The organism is Propionimicrobium lymphophilum DSM 4903 (genome assembly GCF_000423485.1).
Classification (GTDB): domain Bacteria; phylum Actinomycetota; class Actinomycetes; order Propionibacteriales; family Propionibacteriaceae; genus Propionimicrobium; species Propionimicrobium lymphophilum.
Genome location: NZ_AUIB01000009.1, coordinates 1 through 15,562 on the forward strand (window position 1 = coordinate 1; position 15,562 = coordinate 15,562).

At 54.9% G+C, this 15,562-nt stretch carries 19 protein-coding genes and 1 pseudogene; 1 reads left to right on the forward strand and 19 read right to left on the reverse strand.

The window, feature by feature from the left end:
- Window positions 1-148: 148 nt before the first annotated feature.
- The 7 genes from G556_RS0105870 to G556_RS0105900 are packed head-to-tail and all read right to left on the reverse strand — an operon-like array spanning window position 149 to window position 5,057.
- Entirely contained in the window at window positions 149-496 is a 348-nt protein-coding gene (locus G556_RS0105870; RefSeq protein WP_028822097.1) for a hypothetical protein, read from the reverse strand.
- Complete coding sequence (locus G556_RS0105875; protein ID WP_028822098.1) at window positions 493-930, reverse strand: HK97-gp10 family putative phage morphogenesis protein; 438 nt, start codon at window positions 928-930, stop codon at window positions 493-495. The genes G556_RS0105870 and G556_RS0105875 overlap by 4 nt, the downstream gene beginning before the upstream one ends.
- A complete protein-coding gene (locus G556_RS0105880) occupies window positions 923-1,261 on the reverse strand; it encodes a phage head completion protein (RefSeq protein WP_028822099.1) in 339 nt (112 codons plus the stop codon). Before G556_RS0105880 ends, G556_RS0105875 begins: the two co-directional genes overlap by 8 nt.
- 11 nt (window positions 1,262-1,272) lie before the next feature.
- Entirely contained in the window at window positions 1,273-1,590 is a 318-nt protein-coding gene (locus tag G556_RS0105885) for a head-tail connector protein (protein WP_028822100.1), read from the reverse strand.
- Window positions 1,591-1,619: 29 nt separating this feature from the next.
- Window positions 1,620-2,837: a phage major capsid protein gene (locus tag G556_RS0105890; protein WP_028822101.1), complete on the reverse strand. Its 1,218-nt coding sequence runs from the start codon at window positions 2,835-2,837 to the stop codon at window positions 1,620-1,622.
- A 25-nt stretch (window positions 2,838-2,862) separates the two neighbouring features.
- On the reverse strand, window positions 2,863-3,747 hold the full coding sequence (locus tag G556_RS0105895) for a head maturation protease, ClpP-related (RefSeq protein WP_028822102.1): 885 nt from the start codon (window positions 3,745-3,747) through the stop codon (window positions 2,863-2,865).
- Complete coding sequence (locus tag G556_RS0105900) at window positions 3,744-5,057, reverse strand: phage portal protein (RefSeq protein ID WP_028822103.1); 1,314 nt, start codon at window positions 5,055-5,057, stop codon at window positions 3,744-3,746. Before G556_RS0105900 ends, G556_RS0105895 begins: the two co-directional genes overlap by 4 nt.
- Window positions 5,058-5,089: 32 nt before the next feature.
- Here G556_RS0105900 and G556_RS11865 point away from each other — a divergent pair, with 32 nt between their 5' ends.
- A complete protein-coding gene (locus tag G556_RS11865; protein ID WP_028822104.1) occupies window positions 5,090-5,710 on the forward strand; it encodes a DUF1643 domain-containing protein in 621 nt (206 codons plus the stop codon).
- Here the strand turns inward: G556_RS11865 and G556_RS0105910 are convergent.
- The 12 genes and pseudogenes from G556_RS0105910 to G556_RS10400 form a co-directional block, all read right to left on the reverse strand.
- Window positions 5,696-7,306 carry a terminase large subunit gene (locus G556_RS0105910; protein ID WP_233418196.1) on the reverse strand — a complete coding sequence of 537 codons (1,611 nt, stop codon included), beginning with the start codon at window positions 7,304-7,306 and terminating at the stop codon, window positions 5,696-5,698. The two genes, G556_RS11865 and G556_RS0105910, sit on opposite strands and share 15 nt — an antisense overlap.
- A 72-nt stretch (window positions 7,307-7,378) precedes the next feature.
- The gene (locus G556_RS0105915; RefSeq protein WP_028822106.1) at window positions 7,379-7,582 is read right to left on the reverse strand and encodes a hypothetical protein; all 204 of its coding nucleotides are present in this window, start codon (window positions 7,580-7,582) and stop codon (window positions 7,379-7,381) included.
- A gap of 183 nt (window positions 7,583-7,765) precedes the next feature.
- Complete coding sequence (locus tag G556_RS0105920; protein ID WP_028822107.1) at window positions 7,766-8,053, reverse strand: Nmad4 family putative nucleotide modification protein; 288 nt, start codon at window positions 8,051-8,053, stop codon at window positions 7,766-7,768.
- A 106-nt stretch (window positions 8,054-8,159) separates the two neighbouring features.
- Window positions 8,160-8,609, reverse strand: coding sequence for a hypothetical protein (locus G556_RS0105925; protein ID WP_028822108.1), 450 nt, complete (start codon window positions 8,607-8,609; stop codon window positions 8,160-8,162).
- Entirely contained in the window at window positions 8,603-8,818 is a 216-nt protein-coding gene (locus tag G556_RS0105930; protein WP_028822109.1) for a hypothetical protein, read from the reverse strand. Before G556_RS0105930 ends, G556_RS0105925 begins: the two co-directional genes overlap by 7 nt.
- An 81-nt stretch (window positions 8,819-8,899) precedes the next feature.
- Window positions 8,900-10,426, reverse strand: coding sequence for a DNA cytosine methyltransferase (locus tag G556_RS0105935; RefSeq protein ID WP_028822110.1), 1,527 nt, complete (start codon window positions 10,424-10,426; stop codon window positions 8,900-8,902).
- Between the two features lie 3 nt (window positions 10,427-10,429).
- Window positions 10,430-11,686, reverse strand: coding sequence for a site-specific DNA-methyltransferase (locus tag G556_RS0105940; protein WP_028822111.1), 1,257 nt, complete (start codon window positions 11,684-11,686; stop codon window positions 10,430-10,432).
- On the reverse strand, window positions 11,658-12,848 hold the full coding sequence (gene metK, locus G556_RS0105945) for a methionine adenosyltransferase (protein WP_028822112.1): 1,191 nt from the start codon (window positions 12,846-12,848) through the stop codon (window positions 11,658-11,660). Before metK ends, G556_RS0105940 begins: the two co-directional genes overlap by 29 nt.
- A gap of 132 nt (window positions 12,849-12,980) precedes the next feature.
- Entirely contained in the window at window positions 12,981-13,553 is a 573-nt protein-coding gene (locus G556_RS0105950; protein ID WP_028822113.1) for a P27 family phage terminase small subunit, read from the reverse strand.
- Between the two features lie 246 nt (window positions 13,554-13,799).
- Window positions 13,800-14,177 carry an HNH endonuclease gene (locus tag G556_RS0105955; protein WP_028822114.1) on the reverse strand — a complete coding sequence of 126 codons (378 nt, stop codon included), beginning with the start codon at window positions 14,175-14,177 and terminating at the stop codon, window positions 13,800-13,802.
- Between the two features lie 136 nt (window positions 14,178-14,313).
- On the reverse strand, window positions 14,314-14,772 hold the full coding sequence (locus G556_RS0105960; RefSeq protein ID WP_028822115.1) for a hypothetical protein: 459 nt from the start codon (window positions 14,770-14,772) through the stop codon (window positions 14,314-14,316).
- Window positions 14,763-15,562: pseudogene (locus tag G556_RS10400) on the reverse strand (ATP-dependent helicase); the annotation flags it as partial. The pseudogene G556_RS10400 and the gene G556_RS0105960, both read right to left, overlap by 10 nt.

A 15,562-nucleotide genomic window follows, 5' to 3' on the forward strand; every position in this document is an offset into this window, starting at 1 on the left:
ACACTGCTGGAGCCGCTACTGGCTTAGTAGTTTTTGCTCTGCTAGCCAGATTCTGGCCTGAAAAGAGCGAAAAAGTCATTAACGTCATCGGGTTAGTCCTGGAGATCTTGTTCATCGGATTTTTGACTTTCCTGATCATTGCAAACTCTTAAGGACAGGCTCTAAAACTCGAAACATCGATGGAATAGTGGTGAAAACCGGTATCCGCCTCGTATCCGATATAGCGGCGGGCGGTCACCGTCAGCCCTGCATCAATTAGGGCTCGGGTGAGCTGGTTACGCAGCCCCAGGTAGTTGGTCTTCGTGAACAGTGCGATGCGGACTTCTTCGACCTCAACACCAGGCTCGTTGTCAGCGAAAACCCCCAACGAGTCGGTCAGCGGCGTGAACACCAGGTAGGAGTCTGGTGCCGGAGTGTTCACATACAGCCCGACTGCATACGGCAGCTCAAGTTTCTGGGCCATGCGGCTTAGTTGCTCTAGCAACGGTGTGGTCATGGTTTCACCGCCTCGATACGCGCCGCGAGTACTTGTTTCATGGCTTCTACTGCGGGCCTGCGGGTTTGTGAACGCGTCGGTGCCAGAAACGGACGAGCTGGCTGGTTGGAGCGGCCGTGTTCGAGGACGTTGGCGATCAAGGCGTTGGAGCGGCCATCGGAGCGGTTTTCAGCGAAGCCGACCTTCACGTTATGGTCACCGCGACTGTTGACTTCCAAGCTGGTGGTGCCGAGTGCGGCGAGGAGTTGGCCGGTTGAGCGCGACGGCTGTTTCGTTGAGCTGCCGATAGCGTCAGCTAGGTTGGTGCGCATACGTGGTTCCACCACGCCAGCACCAGCTTGCAGGACTTCCTCAGCCGACGACTCTAGAACGTTGCCGGCCGCGCCAAGTGAGTCGATGAAAGTGTTGGGTAGACGGATCTGGACTCTAGCCATGGCTGTTTCCTTCCGGTTCAATACGGTGTGCCAAAATCTCGATATACCGACCCATAACCTCAACCGCATCAATCACGTACCGGCCGCTAGCGCAGGCGACCTCCATGGCTTCAGTAACTCGCAGCCCCGGTATTACTCGAATGCGGAAGAGCACGTCAGCCTTGCAGTAGGCCGCCCGGTTCACCCACGCGCCAGAAGCGTGACGCACCTCGATATAGGCCCGCACCGAGGCGACAATCTCGTCGTGGACGCTAGCGAACCCGGCAGCGTCCTTCGTAACCACTGGTGCTATGAGGTCGACGTGTTCGGTCATTCTCCCAAGCGAAGCCATAACGGTTCTCCCTAGATTTTCCAGTCCCGATCCAGCCGCAACAACGTATTGACAGCACCCCAGACGGCCCGGGCGGCTTCTGGTTTGTCAGCCCAAAACCCAGCTGTTGCGCCGTCGCGGGACTCATAGAAGTGGGTGGCGAGCATAACCACACCCTGCCGGGTCGCCTCCGACATCGGCTGCTTGTCGTAGAAGCCGGCATCGAGGTGTTGGTAGCCGGTGGCGTAGGAGGTGGCAGCCTCCACAAACGAACCAATCAGCCCATCATCGGAATCATGATCGATGATGAGGTTCTGCTTCACTACTGCCACGAGTTCGTCGTTGTTCATTGCTGCCACCTCCTAACTACTGTCTTGCTTTATCCGGCGTTCTTTTGGGTCAATACCTTGACGGCTTCAGGCAAAATCAACTTGCCGTCAAGACGCTGAGAGGCAAGAAACCCAATCTGCCCAGTGGTGGCGAATAGTTCGTTGAGGCGTTTGAAGGAGCGGCCCTGGCGGTCAGCGATCCAATAAAACCCAAGATCACCGAACGCCACGCTCTTGGCCCCTGCCTTCAATTCGGGCACAAACACGCTCGTGTGAACCGGCCGACCCAAAATCATGTCTGGTGTGCCAGCAGTCAGGGCGGGCTGCCACAGGTACTGGCCATTACCGTCCTTGAGCTTGCGCACAGTCTTGACGGTTGCATCGTTCATCAACCACACTGCACGCGCCCGGTACGGGGCACGCAGGCTGTAGTGCAGGTCGATGAGTTCGTCAGCGCTAATATCGGTCGGCTTGGCGGTTGTCACACCAGCCTCGGCTCCACCGGTGGTGTTGAAGATGCCGGTGGGTTTACCCTGCCCGTCGCCTACAAGGAATGCTTCTTCTTCAGCCGCACCAATACGGCGAGCAAACTCCGATGCCAGGTACTGCTCCACATTGAAAGCACTGTCGTTGAGCAACTCCTCAGAAATCTTGAGGAACGTACCCAACTTATAGGCGCTTAGGGAAATCTGGGTGAAGGCTTCATCGGACTCGCTATAGGGTTTACCCTCATCCAGCCAGGTCGCGGTGCCATGCGTGGAGACGACCGGGATCTTGCGGTCCCCGCTAGTGGTCTGAATAACTTTGGCGAGGGTGCGCATGACGTTTTGGTCAGCCAGCGACTGGACGAGGGTGCGCTCGAACTCGTCAGGCACCAGATACCCGCCCTCAGAATCCACACCCTCACTCAGCGCGTTTCGCACTTCCATGGGAGAGGTGTTTATGCGCATCGCATCCCAGAATGCGCGTTTGTAGGAGGCGGTGGCGCGGGCCGGTTTCGCCTTGCTCTCCTCGTCAGGGTTGGTGCCGGGTGTTGCTGTGATGGGTGCCCGAGTCGCCTTAGCCAAAGAGTTTTCGAGGCGTTCGGCTCGCTCACTGCGAGCAATCTCGTTTGAAAGCGCCTCGATCTCAGCCTCCATCTTCGCGTAAGCAGCATCGTCCTCAGCGCTCAGGCAGCCGGTCTCAGAGTCGCGGCGCTCATCAAGAAAAGCCTTAGCCTTATTCCAGGTTTCAGCACGGCGGGCATAAAGATCAGTAACAGTAGTCATGGTAAAAAGTTCCTCTCTTAAGGGTTTAGTGGGGTTGATCAGTTAGTTGGGCGTATAAATCAACAACCCGCCGACCACAAGGGGCAGCGGGCTTTAGACAAGGATGTTCACTTACAGGAGGCGGCGGCCCGGGAGGGGCAGCACTTTTACCGTGCATAGCTAGTTGGGCGACCAGCCGTTGCTCGGTTACTTTTCTGGAAAACACCACACCACCCTTGTTTTTGGGCGGCAACGGCGGCTTCTTACGGGCAGGGCCTTGCTCGTCATCCCCGCCGGAATCGTCCTCATCCGGCTCGTCTTCACCCGGCTCTTCAGATTCTTCGTCCTCTTTGTCTGGGGTTGGTGCTCGTTTACCAGTCAGCAGCTCGTCGGCGAACCCAAGTTCGATGGCTGCAGTTGCGTCCATCCAGGTCTCGGCATCCATCAACTTCGACAACTTCGCCCTGCTCAACCCAGTCTTGAGCTGGTAAGCATTGATAATCGAGTCCTTAACGCTCTCGAGCATGTCAAGAGCCCTCGATAGCTCGGTCTTGTCGCCCATGGCCAGCGTGGCTGGGTTGTGGATCATCAGCATCGACACCGGGCTCATCGCCACCCGGCTTGCCGCCATGGCGATCACGCTCGCTGCGGATGCTGCGATGCCGTCAATATTGACTCGCACTTGGCCTGGGTAGTCCAGAAGCATGTTGTAAATCCTGGCTGCCGCAACCACATCACCACCAGGGCTGTTAAGCCAAACAGTGACCGGACCCGAGCCAGCATTTAGTTCAGACTCGAAAACAGCTGGTGTTACGTCATCGTCGAGCCAAGATTCCTCTGCGATAGCCCCGTTAATACGCAAAACCCGAACATCCTCTTGGGTGTCCGGGTTGGTTGTTTCTGGGGTTAGCCAGTTCCAAAAACGCTTCACATTCTCCTCCTCAAAACTTGATTCTCTCCAGGTTGTTCTTCCAGCTGCTCATCTTTAGCTTCAACAGCGTCGGCTTGTTTGGTTGCTGCATAAGCGCCTGCCATGGGCAACGGGAGCATGTTGCCGTTGACCAGGTAGAGATCACCGCCATCGTCCTGGTCGATGCGGTCAAGGTTTTCTAGCTCGCGGATATCGTTTGCGCTCATCCAGCCGTTCTGGCGGGCTACCGCATAGCCCTCCATACGCGACTGGTAATCCCCGCGCAGCAGCCCCTCAACATTGAACTTCACAAACAACTGCTGTTTCTCACGAGCGCTTAGCAGTGTTTTGGTGATTGCTTGTTCCCAGCGGATCACCCACGGGTCGAGGGTGTATTTCACAAATTCGAGACTCTGCTGCTCAATATTGCTGAAGCTAGATTTTTCGAGGTCGCCGATCATGTGCGGCGGAATACGGAAGATACGGGCGATCTCGTTGAGCTGAAACTTTCTCGTTTCAAGAAACTGCGCCTGCTCAGGCGACACACTAATCGGCGTGTACTTCATCCCTTCTTCCAAAACAGCGACTTTATTGCCGTTTTTCGCGCCCCCGAAGGTTGCCTGCCAGGACTCACGCACCCGGGAGGGATCTTTTATCGTGCCCGGATGCTCCAACACACCGCCCGGTGCCGCCCCATTAGCAAAAAATGAAGCCCCATAATCCTCAGTGGCTTGTGCCAGGCCGATAGCATTACGAGCCATCGCAATCGGGGAATAACCAACTAACCCATCGAAACCCAGACCTGGAACATGAAGCACATCGTTAGGGGTAAGCCGAATGGTTTGGTATTGTCCTGCGGGTTCGTCCCAGCTGGTTTGGTATTCGTAATACAAAGCCTTGCTGTCTAGATCCCTGCCTACGCTCATCCGATTCGGTTGCAACGGATACAGTCCAATGACTTCGCCTAGACCGTTACGCACTACCTGAGCGAACGCGTTACCCCACAACAACAAATGCGTCATCAAAGTTTCGCGGAAAACAAACGACGTCATCTCGGGGTTCGGCTCATCATGCAACAACCGATACAAACTATGATCAACCGCTTTTTCTTTACCACGGCCGTCCTTGTAACGGTATACGTGCAGTGGTAGCCCGGCTATCGCCTCAGCCAGGATCCTCACGCACGAATACACGGCGCTCATTTGCATCGCGCTTCGCTCGGTCACCGGACGCCCAGAGGAAGTGGGGCCGAACAGGAACGAATACGACGAGCAAATCGTATGGTTCTCGGTTTGGCGGGGTTTGGGGCGTAGCCAGTTCAGGAATCCCATGTGTCCTTCTACTTTCGATTTAGAATGTTGGGGTGGATAAGGGGTTTCGGCAGGCGTGGCAGAGTGGCGAGTTGGTATTTCCTGCGACTCCTTCGCAAATTGGCCAACGGTGGTTTCTACGTACGCCGGTGAATCCAGCGAATAGACGAGACCTTGTGTTCATTGGGATTAACCCATCGAGTGCGACGCGATTTGCTGCTCAGAAACTGGGTGGTGATCCAACGACCGAAATGGTTCTGAAGTCTTTCCACCTCGGCGAAGATGGATCTCCGCTCGGCTGGCGATCAATGACGATCCTGAACCTACTCCCTTTGATTGGGCAGCCTCGTGATCTGCCTTATTGGGATAGCGATTCTGGCCGCCAGAAGATTCTAGATTCCATCGACATTACCCGTCAGATACTGAGAGTGATTCTCCCGAAATGCCACTGTGTTCATCTGATGTGGGGTACCCCCAATGACAAGAATTTCCCGTGGAAAAGCACAGTGCTCAAACAACTAATACCCGAAATCGACTCGCTTATTCCTGCCGATCACCAGGTTCAGGCGAACCTATCCAAGAGCGGACATCCACTGCATCCAGGGTTCGGCGGGCTTACCCATTGGCGAGGCAAACAACCCCACGACGCACGCCACCTGCTACAACACCAATAACCCGCGCTGATCGTAGACCGATCCTGTTGATGATCCTGTGCCGCAGCGGATGGCCCGGTCGAGGGCCATGATGGTGGCTACTACGCCGTCGATCTTCTCGGTGGATTTTTGTTTGTCGGGTTTGATGTTTCCTGCCGGGTCGGTGCGCACGTGAATGTTGTCGACCATCCAGGCCAGCACCGGGTGCCCGCCGTGCGCGAGCTTGCCTTCTAGGGCGAGTTTCATGAGTTCTTTGGATGGTGGGGACATGTCTTTGAAGCCTTGCCCGAAAGGCACCACCGTAAACCCGGCATCCTCCAAATTCTGTGACATTTGGACAGCGCCCCACCGGTCGAAAGCGATCTCTCGGATATTAAACCGGGTGCCCAGATCCTCAATGAACTTCTCGATATACCCGTAGTGCACCACGTTGCCCTCAGTCGTGAGTAGGTGGCCTTGCTGATGCCATAGGTCGTAGGGGACGTGATCGCGGGCGACCCTCAGTTTCAGGTTGTCTTCGGGTATCCAAAACCAGGGCGCGACCGTGTATTTGTCATCGTCATCCGTGGGTGGGAATACCAGTACGAAAGCAGTGATATCGGTGGTGGATGCCAGGTCAAGTCCGCCGTAACAAACACGGCCTTCTAACTCATCCAAGTGGACTGGACCATCGTTTTTGTTCCAGGTATTCATAGGCATCCACCGCACAGACTGTTTGACCCACTGGTTCAAACGCAACTGTCTGAAGGTGTTTTCTTCAGCCGGATTCTGCTTGGCACTATTACAAGCGTCCCTAACTTTCTGGATTGGCACCGTCACGTCCAAGGATGGGTTGGCTTTATGCCACACGGATTCATCGGTCCAATCATCATCTTGCGCTGCCCCATATATGACTGGATAAAAGGTGGGGTCGTGCTTTTTGCCCGCGAGGATGTCTTGGGCTTTTTGGTGTTGCTCGTAGCAGATGCTGTGGGTGTCGGTGCCGGCGGTTGTGATCAGGAAGTACAGTAGCTGGGTGCGAGCATCTCCACTGCCTTTGGTCATCACGTCGAAGAGCGCCCGGTTGGGTTGGGTGTGTAGCTCATCGAATACCACTCCGGAAATATTGAATCCGTGTTTGGAATAGGCCTCGGCGGATAGTACCTGGTAGAAGGAATTGGTGGGGGAGTAGATGATACGTTTTTGGCTTCTAAGGATCTTTACCCGCTTGGCTAGTGGGGGACACATTCTCACCATGTCGGCTGCCACTTCGAACACGATGGATGCTTGTTGCCGATCGGCAGCACACCCATAAACTTCAGCGCGTTCCTCGCCATCGGCGCACGTGAGCAACAATGCGACGGCAGCAGCCAGCTCACTCTTGCCTTGCTTCTTCGGAATCTCCACATAAGCAGTCGTGAACTGGCGGTATCCATCGGCTTTGAGGGTGCCGAAAAGGTCGCGAATGATTTGTTCTTGCCAATCAATCAACTTAAAAGGTTTTCCTGACCACCGTCCTTTCGTATGCGTGAGCGCTTGAATGAACGCGACCGCATAGTCCGCAGCCCGCTTATCGTAATGCGAGGTCGGCAGAGCAAAGCGGGTTGGCTCGTAGCGTTCAAGGCGGCGCATTGCCATCAAGGCACCTCCAATCACAAAGAAAGGAAAAGCTCAACCAGCGTGGGTTGGGCTTTATCGGAGAATCGGGTATTAGACCATGGCGTCGAGGGCATCGTATTCGCGTTTGAGTCGGTTGTATTCTTGGGCGAGGCATTCGAGGCGGAACCGGTTTTTGCAGGATCGTCCTTCGCGTTCGATGCGCTCGAGTTCGGCTTTGCGTTCGCGTAGAATCATGGTGCCTTCGCCTGGGTCGGTTTCGATCAGTTTCAGGTCTTTGTCGAATTTCGTGTTCATCGTCCTTGTCCTTTCGCTTACCGTGGTTGTTTCGGTATGTATATACAGCCATAGGTGTGCGACTATATCCAGTCGTTTTTGGGCTTATTTGCAAGGAAAATAGCGATAAACATCTCTAACGAAAAGGCGTCAGTGAGAAGGAAAACCCCGCGCGTGGCAGGGGTTCTCCCGAGTCAGGCTTGTTTATTCGGCGGTCATGGCGGCGGTGAGCGCCCAGGAGAGCGCGTGACCGTCGTCAGGGAAAATCTGGTTGGCTTGCTTGATCAGTTCGAGGCCGCATTCGATGAAGGACTTACCCTGCCAGGGGTTCTCGGAGGGGGTTTCGGTCAGGCGGTAGATGCGGGCGTCGTTGCCATAAACCCCGCCCTTGTGCCAACTGTAGCTGGTGGCGATCACCAGGTTGCCGTAGCGCACCACCGCACCGTAGCTATCGGTGGCCATTTGCAGGCGTTCCATCGTTGTCGTTTCCATCGCTGTATTTCCTTTCTTCGCGCACCGTTTCGGTATGTATATACAGCCATAGACTCCCGCTTATATCCAGTCGTAAAAGGGCTTATTTTCAAGGAAAAATAGAGATTCACATCTCTTGCCCAGATGCTTTGTCGGGCGGGTTTTTCCATGCCGAATTACCTGAGAGTGGCTTAAGCAGGATTTTGCGAACCTCAGCATACTTTTTACCGCTAAGTCCTATGCGGTAAAGCAGGGAGCGCAGCTCATACTTCTCATTACTTACCCGGCTTGCATTGCGGGAAACGGTGCGGTGGATCTGTTTGGCGTATGCGACCAGCTTGGTTAGAAACTCGGTGTAGGCGGTGATTTTCTCGAACTCGGGTAGCTCATCCCACCACGGGAAACTCAGCCCCTCGCTACTGGTGGTGATGTTAAGCTGGCTCGCGCTGAGCGCTTTAGCGATCAAGTCTTTCTTGGCTGCGATAAGTTCATGTAGCCGTGCCAGCTCAGTCTCATCAAGCGTGGCTGGCAGGGTGACTACGAGCCCGTAGTTTTCAGCCTTTTTGGTGTTCACCATTGCTCATCCTCCTCACCATCAAATTCGATGCTTTGACCGTCAAGCCAAGCACTGATGAGGCGCAGGTAGTTGTCTGGGAAGTTGGAGACAATCATTTCTACGTGCTCATAGCCGTGCTCTTCGGCCACATCCCACACCGCACCAATATCGGTGAGGTCAACTCCGAGGTTTTTGATTTCTTCCAGATCGACGTATAGCTGTCCTATCATCACCAAGCCCTCTCTTTCTTGCTGGTTGTTTGGTCATGTATATACAGCCATAGGTTCGCGGGCTTATCCAGTAATTTTTCCTTAAAATCCAGGAGTTTTAGTGGTCTCGGTGACTATCTGGGAAAGTACGAGTTTGGCGCACGGCAAAGCTATCCCGTTTCCCCACAGTTTGTAGAGCGCCCTGTCGGTCACTGGATTAGCCAGCCATTTGCGTACTTGCGTGCGGGTTTTAGGTTTTTTCAATCTTTGTACCTTGCCCCAGCTGGCCCAGACTTGCCACCAATAATCCAGCACGTCTTCGCTCGGGTTCTCGATGGCGAGTCCGTCTGTCCAAGTATCCGGGAATCCTTGTAGGCGGGAGCATTCGGTTGGGGTTAAGCGCCTTACGCGGTATTCGGGCACGCAAGGGTCAGTGACCAGGGGCGGCTCAGTTGAGTCTGAAGCCAACAATGCTCCAGCAATATTGACGTTGCCTCGGCAGAAGAAGTCCGCTTTCGATGCCGAGATGACGTCGGGTTGTATGATGGCGATGCCGCCTTGGTTACAGGTCGGAGTTATCCCTGACGTATCGAGCGTCTTGGATACCTCGGTTGAATAACCGTACCTGCCCACTGCCGCGCCGCGTCCCTCATGTAACGCATTGAAACCGTAGGCGGTAGCGATGATGGGAGTATTGCCTCCGCCAGTGCCGTAACGAGCGGTCACGGTTGGCGCTATCTGGCATGGTCCGCCCACTCTGGCATCTTGAGGATGATGGTCAAATAGTAGCGGCTCAATAATACTCTGGTCGTTACTGCATCCGAGCGTGCCTGACAGATTTGTTTGCACGAGCGGGCCTTTACCGCCACCTGGTTTACCTGCGCGCATCCGCAAGGCGAACACATCTAAGGATTTGCTTGCCTCGTGAGTGACTGCTCGAGGATTGGAGGTAGCGGCTTGCCTCTTACCGCAGCCCTGCGTAAGATTCCCTCGCAGGCACGTGGGCTCAAAGAGTATGTGTCCGGCACCTTGGCCTGCAAAATCTGCGATAAGGTAGATTCTTTTGCGTCGTTGGGGTACTCCGAAAAATTGCGCGTCCAATACTCGCCACGCAATACTCCATTGGTCTGCCACGACCGCTCCGGCTTTTTGCCACTTTTGTACTCGAGGTAGGTTAGCCGCTGCCGTTTCGTCGACAACCGAGATGAGGTTTTGCAGGACACTGTGGAAGTCTGCGCCTTTATTGCTTGAGAAGGCTCCGGGCACGTTTTCCCAAACAGCGAATCTTGGATATAGACCATGACTTTCCTTTCTCATTTCCTTGATGACTCTGACGGCTTGGTGGAATAGACCCGAGCGTTCGCCAGCTAAACCTGCCCTTTTACCTGCTACCGACAGGTCTTGGCAAGGAGAACCAAACGTGACCACATCCACCGGCTCTAGCTGACTGCCGTCAATATTGCAGATGTCGCCCAGGTGTTGCATGTGCGGAAAACGCGTGGTGGTGACCAGGATCGGGAAGGGCTCAATCTCGCTCGCCCACACCGGCACTATGCCAACCTTGGTTGCCGCTAGTGGGAATCCTCCCGAGCCATCAAAAAGCGAGCCAAGCCTTAAAGTTTTTGTCAAGGGTTAGCCTTTCTGCTTGGGGCGGTCGACTTCTTTCACCAGATCCAGGTAGGCGTACTGTTTGTTACCACGAGTACAGGTGATGCCAGCTGCGTCTCCGGTTGCTTGGGCATAGCGGCGCAGAATCACGGAAGCGTATTTCTCATCCAGCTCCATCGCATAACACGTCCTGTCAGTGGCTTCTGCAGCCATGAGCGTGGAACCAGAGCCAGCAAACAAATCGAGCACTATCGCGTTTGCTTGGGTGGAGTTACGAATCGGATAAGCGAGCAAATCCAACGGCTTCGAAGTCGGGTGGTCACTGTTTTTGCGGGGCTTGGCGAAATTCCACACCGTGGTTTGTTTGCGATTCGCATACCAAGCGTGAGAGCCGTCTTTCTTCCACCCATACAGCACTGGTTCGTGACACCACTGATATGGGGAACGACCAAGTACGAGGGAGTCTTTGACCCAAATACAACAGCCCGACAGGTAGAAGCCAGCATCTTGAAAAGCGCGACGGAAGTTCAATCCTTCGGTGTCGGCATGGAAAACATAGGCTGACCCTCCCTTAGCTAGGGATGTCGCCATGTTGGTGAATGCAGCCAGCAAGAACTGGTAGAAGGTCTCTGAGTCTTGTTTGTCGCCTGCGATTTTCAGGCCGCTGGATGATTTGAAGTCCACGTTGTAAGGCGGGTCTGTGACCACCAGATTAGCCTGTTTGCCATCCATCAAGGTTTCGACATCGGCGGGGTTCGTGGCATCCGCGCACATTAGGCGATGCCTACCAATCCTCCAGATATCGCCTTTTTCAACGAAGGCTGCCGCTTCTAGGGCGGCGTTCAGGTCGAAGTTGTCATCCTCAATCGACTCTTCGTCGAGGGAGCCGATGAGGGACTGGATTTCTGTTTCGTCGAAACCGGTGAGTTCAACGTCGAAATCGGAAGCATCCAGGTCGGCTATAAGTAGGGCGAGTTTGGAATCATCCCAATCGCCACTGATCTTGTTTAGAGCAACATTTAAGGCTTTTTCGCGGGTTTCGTCTATTTCGACGACCACGCAGTCCACGGTTTTATAGCCCAGATCAGCTAGTATTTTCAGACGCTGATGCCCACCCACAATATTTCCGGTGGTTTTGTTCCAGATGACTGGCTCCACATACCCAAACTCCGTCAGGGAGCGTTTGAGTTTGTCATAGTCTGCATCGCCTGGTTGTAGGTCTTTGCGGGGGTTGTAGTCAGCTGGGGTGAGATCACTTATGGCTATTTGCTTGATGCGCATGGTTTTTCACCGCCTTAACAAGCTCACGGCTAGTAGTCCAGGTGTCTTCCCACTTGCGTGTGTAATCCCCGAAATGCCCATACGTCGAATACCGCACGTAACCGGGAGATTTGAGATGTAACTGGTCGATGATCGCAGCCGGACGAAGATTAAAGACATCGCGCGCGGCAGCCGTAATTAGTTCATCAGGATGTTCACCGGTGCCGAGGGTGTCAATGCGGAAAGCGACCGGGTCGGCTTTGCCAATCGCATAAGAAATGCTCACTTGGCACTCTTCAGCTAGGTGCGCATCAACCACCGTCTTGGCGATCAGCCGCGCCATATAAGCCCCGCTACGGTCGACCTTCGACGGATCCTTACCGGAAAACGCTCCACCACCATGCCCGGCCAGCCCGCCATAGGTATCAACCATAAGTTTTCGGCCAGTGAGTCCGGTGTCAGCTTTAGGACCGCCCTCCACGAACCGTCCAGAAGGATTCACCAAAATAGTCGTGTTTTCATCGACAGGAAGATACGAAGAGCAAGCTGGACCGATAATCATCGAGGTGATTTCACGGCGCAACACCTCAAAATCCTTGGATTCATCGTGCTGGACGGAAACCACCACCGTCTCAACAGCTTGCGGTTTTCCTGCGTCGTTGTAGCGCACTGAAACTTGTGCTTTACCATCCGAGAAGATCCCAGTGATGGTTCCTTGCTTGCGTGCGTCATCTAGCCGCTTACAAATCTCGTGGGCTAAAACAAGAGGCAATGGTAAACGCTCAGGTGTATCAGTGCAGGCATAACCGTAGACCGTGCCTTGATCACCAGCACCCTGAAGACAATAAGCGGACTCATCGCCATGGCGAGCCTCTAAAGATGTGCTCACGCCGCCGTTAATATCGCTAGATTGACGCCGCACCCACACATACACCAAAAATCTCCACGGCTTATATCCAGCTGCAGTCAGTGCTGTGCGTACGCAATCACGCAAGTCCACACGAGCATTAGTGCTGATTTCACCAGTGACAATAATGCGTCGCCCAGTAGCCATAACCTCTACCGCGACATGTGCGTTGGGATCATTGTAGAGAATTTCGTCGAGAATCTGATCAGCAATTAAATCGCACAGTTTATCGGGGTGACCGATACACACTGCTTCAGCAGTTTTAACCACAGACATAACACGCACCTTTCATAGAGAGGAAATACAGGAAACAAAGAACGCGCCCCCAAGGCGGGGACGCGAAGAAAAACCAGAAATCACAACCAAGCAAAATTGCTCAACGGTAACGACGGAAGCTTTTGCCGTCTGCTAAGACCGTGCTTTCAACAACTGCTCCATAACCTCATCACCCGGTGCCGCACCCGAATAGTCAGTGGTGCAGTTAGCTCGCACAATCTCAAAAATCTCATACCAATAAACGTTTGCCTGCTTGCCAAAAGACTGGCTCATCGCAACGAACGGCGACGCTATCGCAGCACCCGTGGTCGGGTGCTTGCCGAGCAAACCGAACTTGGAGATCGCCTGCTCACACTGCACATACCGGGCGAAAGCCTGGGCGTAGGCCTCAATCAGACGCTTAGAAACAAACCTCGTGCAGCCACGCTCATCCAACCAACGCCAGGTTTCTTTGTAGACAAGGTCAGCACCGAGAGGTTTACCATCACGCTGAATATCGCTTAAGTATTCAGAGGGTTCTGGCATCACCTCGCCAGCAAGCACCGCGCCCGCGCCAATATCCGCGCCCTCGAAATCGAAAGGGAGTGCTAGCGGATCTTCCAGGCGAGTAGCAGGCAGACCCTTAGCGAGTTTCTCGCTCAGTGGGTCGGGTTTCGCTCCAGCCCTCACGCGCCGCCCACCGCGATTAGTTCCGTCTTTCGCCATGAAATATCGCCTCCTTCCAGGCGGTTAGCCCGGTGATGGAGGGCTTGCGGGTTAATACCCTGTTTGATTCGGTCTTTTTGCGTACGGTTGGCCCCGCCCGCTGACCTTCCCAAGAGCTGTAGAGATCTAGAGCCCCCTACCCCTCGTCAGGCTTTCGACGTTGGCTCGTGTTCGGAAAACGCCAGGCGGGTAGGAATCTTTGAGGTTCCAGATGATCGTCGCGCCAGCGGGCAACGTGTGGGCTCGTCAGTAGGTGTAGACCCGAGGTGGTTGCCTCCATCTGTCGTCATCCAAGGCTGTCTGCCTGGAGTGGCAAGGCTTGCACAGGCTTCGGAGGTTGTCGAAGTTGTGGGTGCCGCCGTGTTCGAGCGGGAGAATGTGGTGAACCTCTTGTACTGGCGTGTAGCGTCCGGCCTCTAGGCAGTCTTCGCAGAGCGGGTGGGCGGCGACGTAGGCGGCGCGGATTTTACGCCAGCGCGCGCCGTAGCGGGCGTTGATCTTCGGATCCCGCTGATACTTCCGATACCGGGCGTCCTCTGCCTTGGCGTGGGCGTCGCAGTAGCGCTCGCGGGTGAGCTCGGGGCAGCTGGGGTGGGAGCACGGGGAGGCGGGTTTGACTGGCATCGCTGGCTCCTTCCCGAACATGGTGAAGCCCCAAGTTCCCGTGTGGGTTCTTGGGGCTTCTCCTAGTTTTCAACCACTTATATGTTCTCACACTGATATGCGGTTTTCTATCGCATGTTTCGGATACCCGCTAACGCTAGAGCTGTCCGTATAAGGCGGTGGCGAACCTGTCGAGGGCCCGGTTCTTGCGCCGATAGACCGTGTCACGCTCGACGTAGAAATGATCGGCGATCATCGACACCTTCTCATCTTGCGTCCCCTCGCTAAGGAAGAAGCCTTCGAGGATGTATCGGTCGTCTTCAGCGATGACTTCCCACGCAGGCAAGAACCAGTCCATGTACTGGCGGGCCTGCAGGTAGCGAGCCTTGTACGCATCTATTCGCTCAATGCTCGCGACGATCCGGTTCTCCGAAGCGTGGAGGTCGCCTGATGGTGGTGTGCCGTCCATGCGTGGGGATGCGGGGCTAGCTGCATCAGCATAAGCCGCCTTGATCTGCTCGTCGGTACTCTCGATGATCTGTTCCATCACCGCATAATCCTGCAACGCCGCAATCGCCGCCTTACGAGTGTCGAGGTATTTCGTCATCACATGCATGAGCGTGTCCTTTCAGTGGTTGTGTGGATTTCTTGTGCGACCGCGTCAATCAACGCAGCCTGAGTAGCGTCCTTCGCATCAAGGGCTTTGAGCACGACTTCATCGAGCGTCCCCTCCGCAACAAGATGCGTGATCGTCACAGGTTCGGATTGCCCTTGCCGATAAAGCCGGGCATTCGTCTGCTGGTAAAGCTCCAGGCTCCACGTCAACGAGAACCACACCAGCAGATGCCCACCTGACTGGAGGTTCAGACCGTGACCCGCAGATGCGGGGTGAATCAGCCCAAGCGCAATCTCGCCCTGGTTCCAAGCCTCGATATCGACCGAGGTTTTCAGCTCCCGAGCCTGTGGGAATCGCGCGGTGATGCGTTCGCGGTCATGAGTAAACCAGTAGGCCACGAGCAGTGGGTTGCCGTTGGCTGCCTCGATGAGGTCTTCGAGAGCGTCAAGCTTCCGATCATGCACAGAAGCCCAGTCGCCATCGCCGGTGTAGATCGCGCCCGACGCTAACTGCAGCAACTTGCCCGACAACGCAGCAGCATTCGCGGCATCAATCGTCGCCTCACCGAGTTGAAGGACGAGGTCAGCTTTAAGCTGCTCGTAGACCTTGCGCTCTTTCGGCTCCAACACCACAGGCGTTGCCGTCACCGTCAACTCTGGTAGCTGCAGGTGGTCGGTGGTTCTCATCGACAACGTCATGTCACCAATCGCCGCATAGATCTCATCCTCAGCACCCACGCGTGGCTTATAGGTAAAGACCTGCATCCCATTACGCTTATCCGGCACAAACC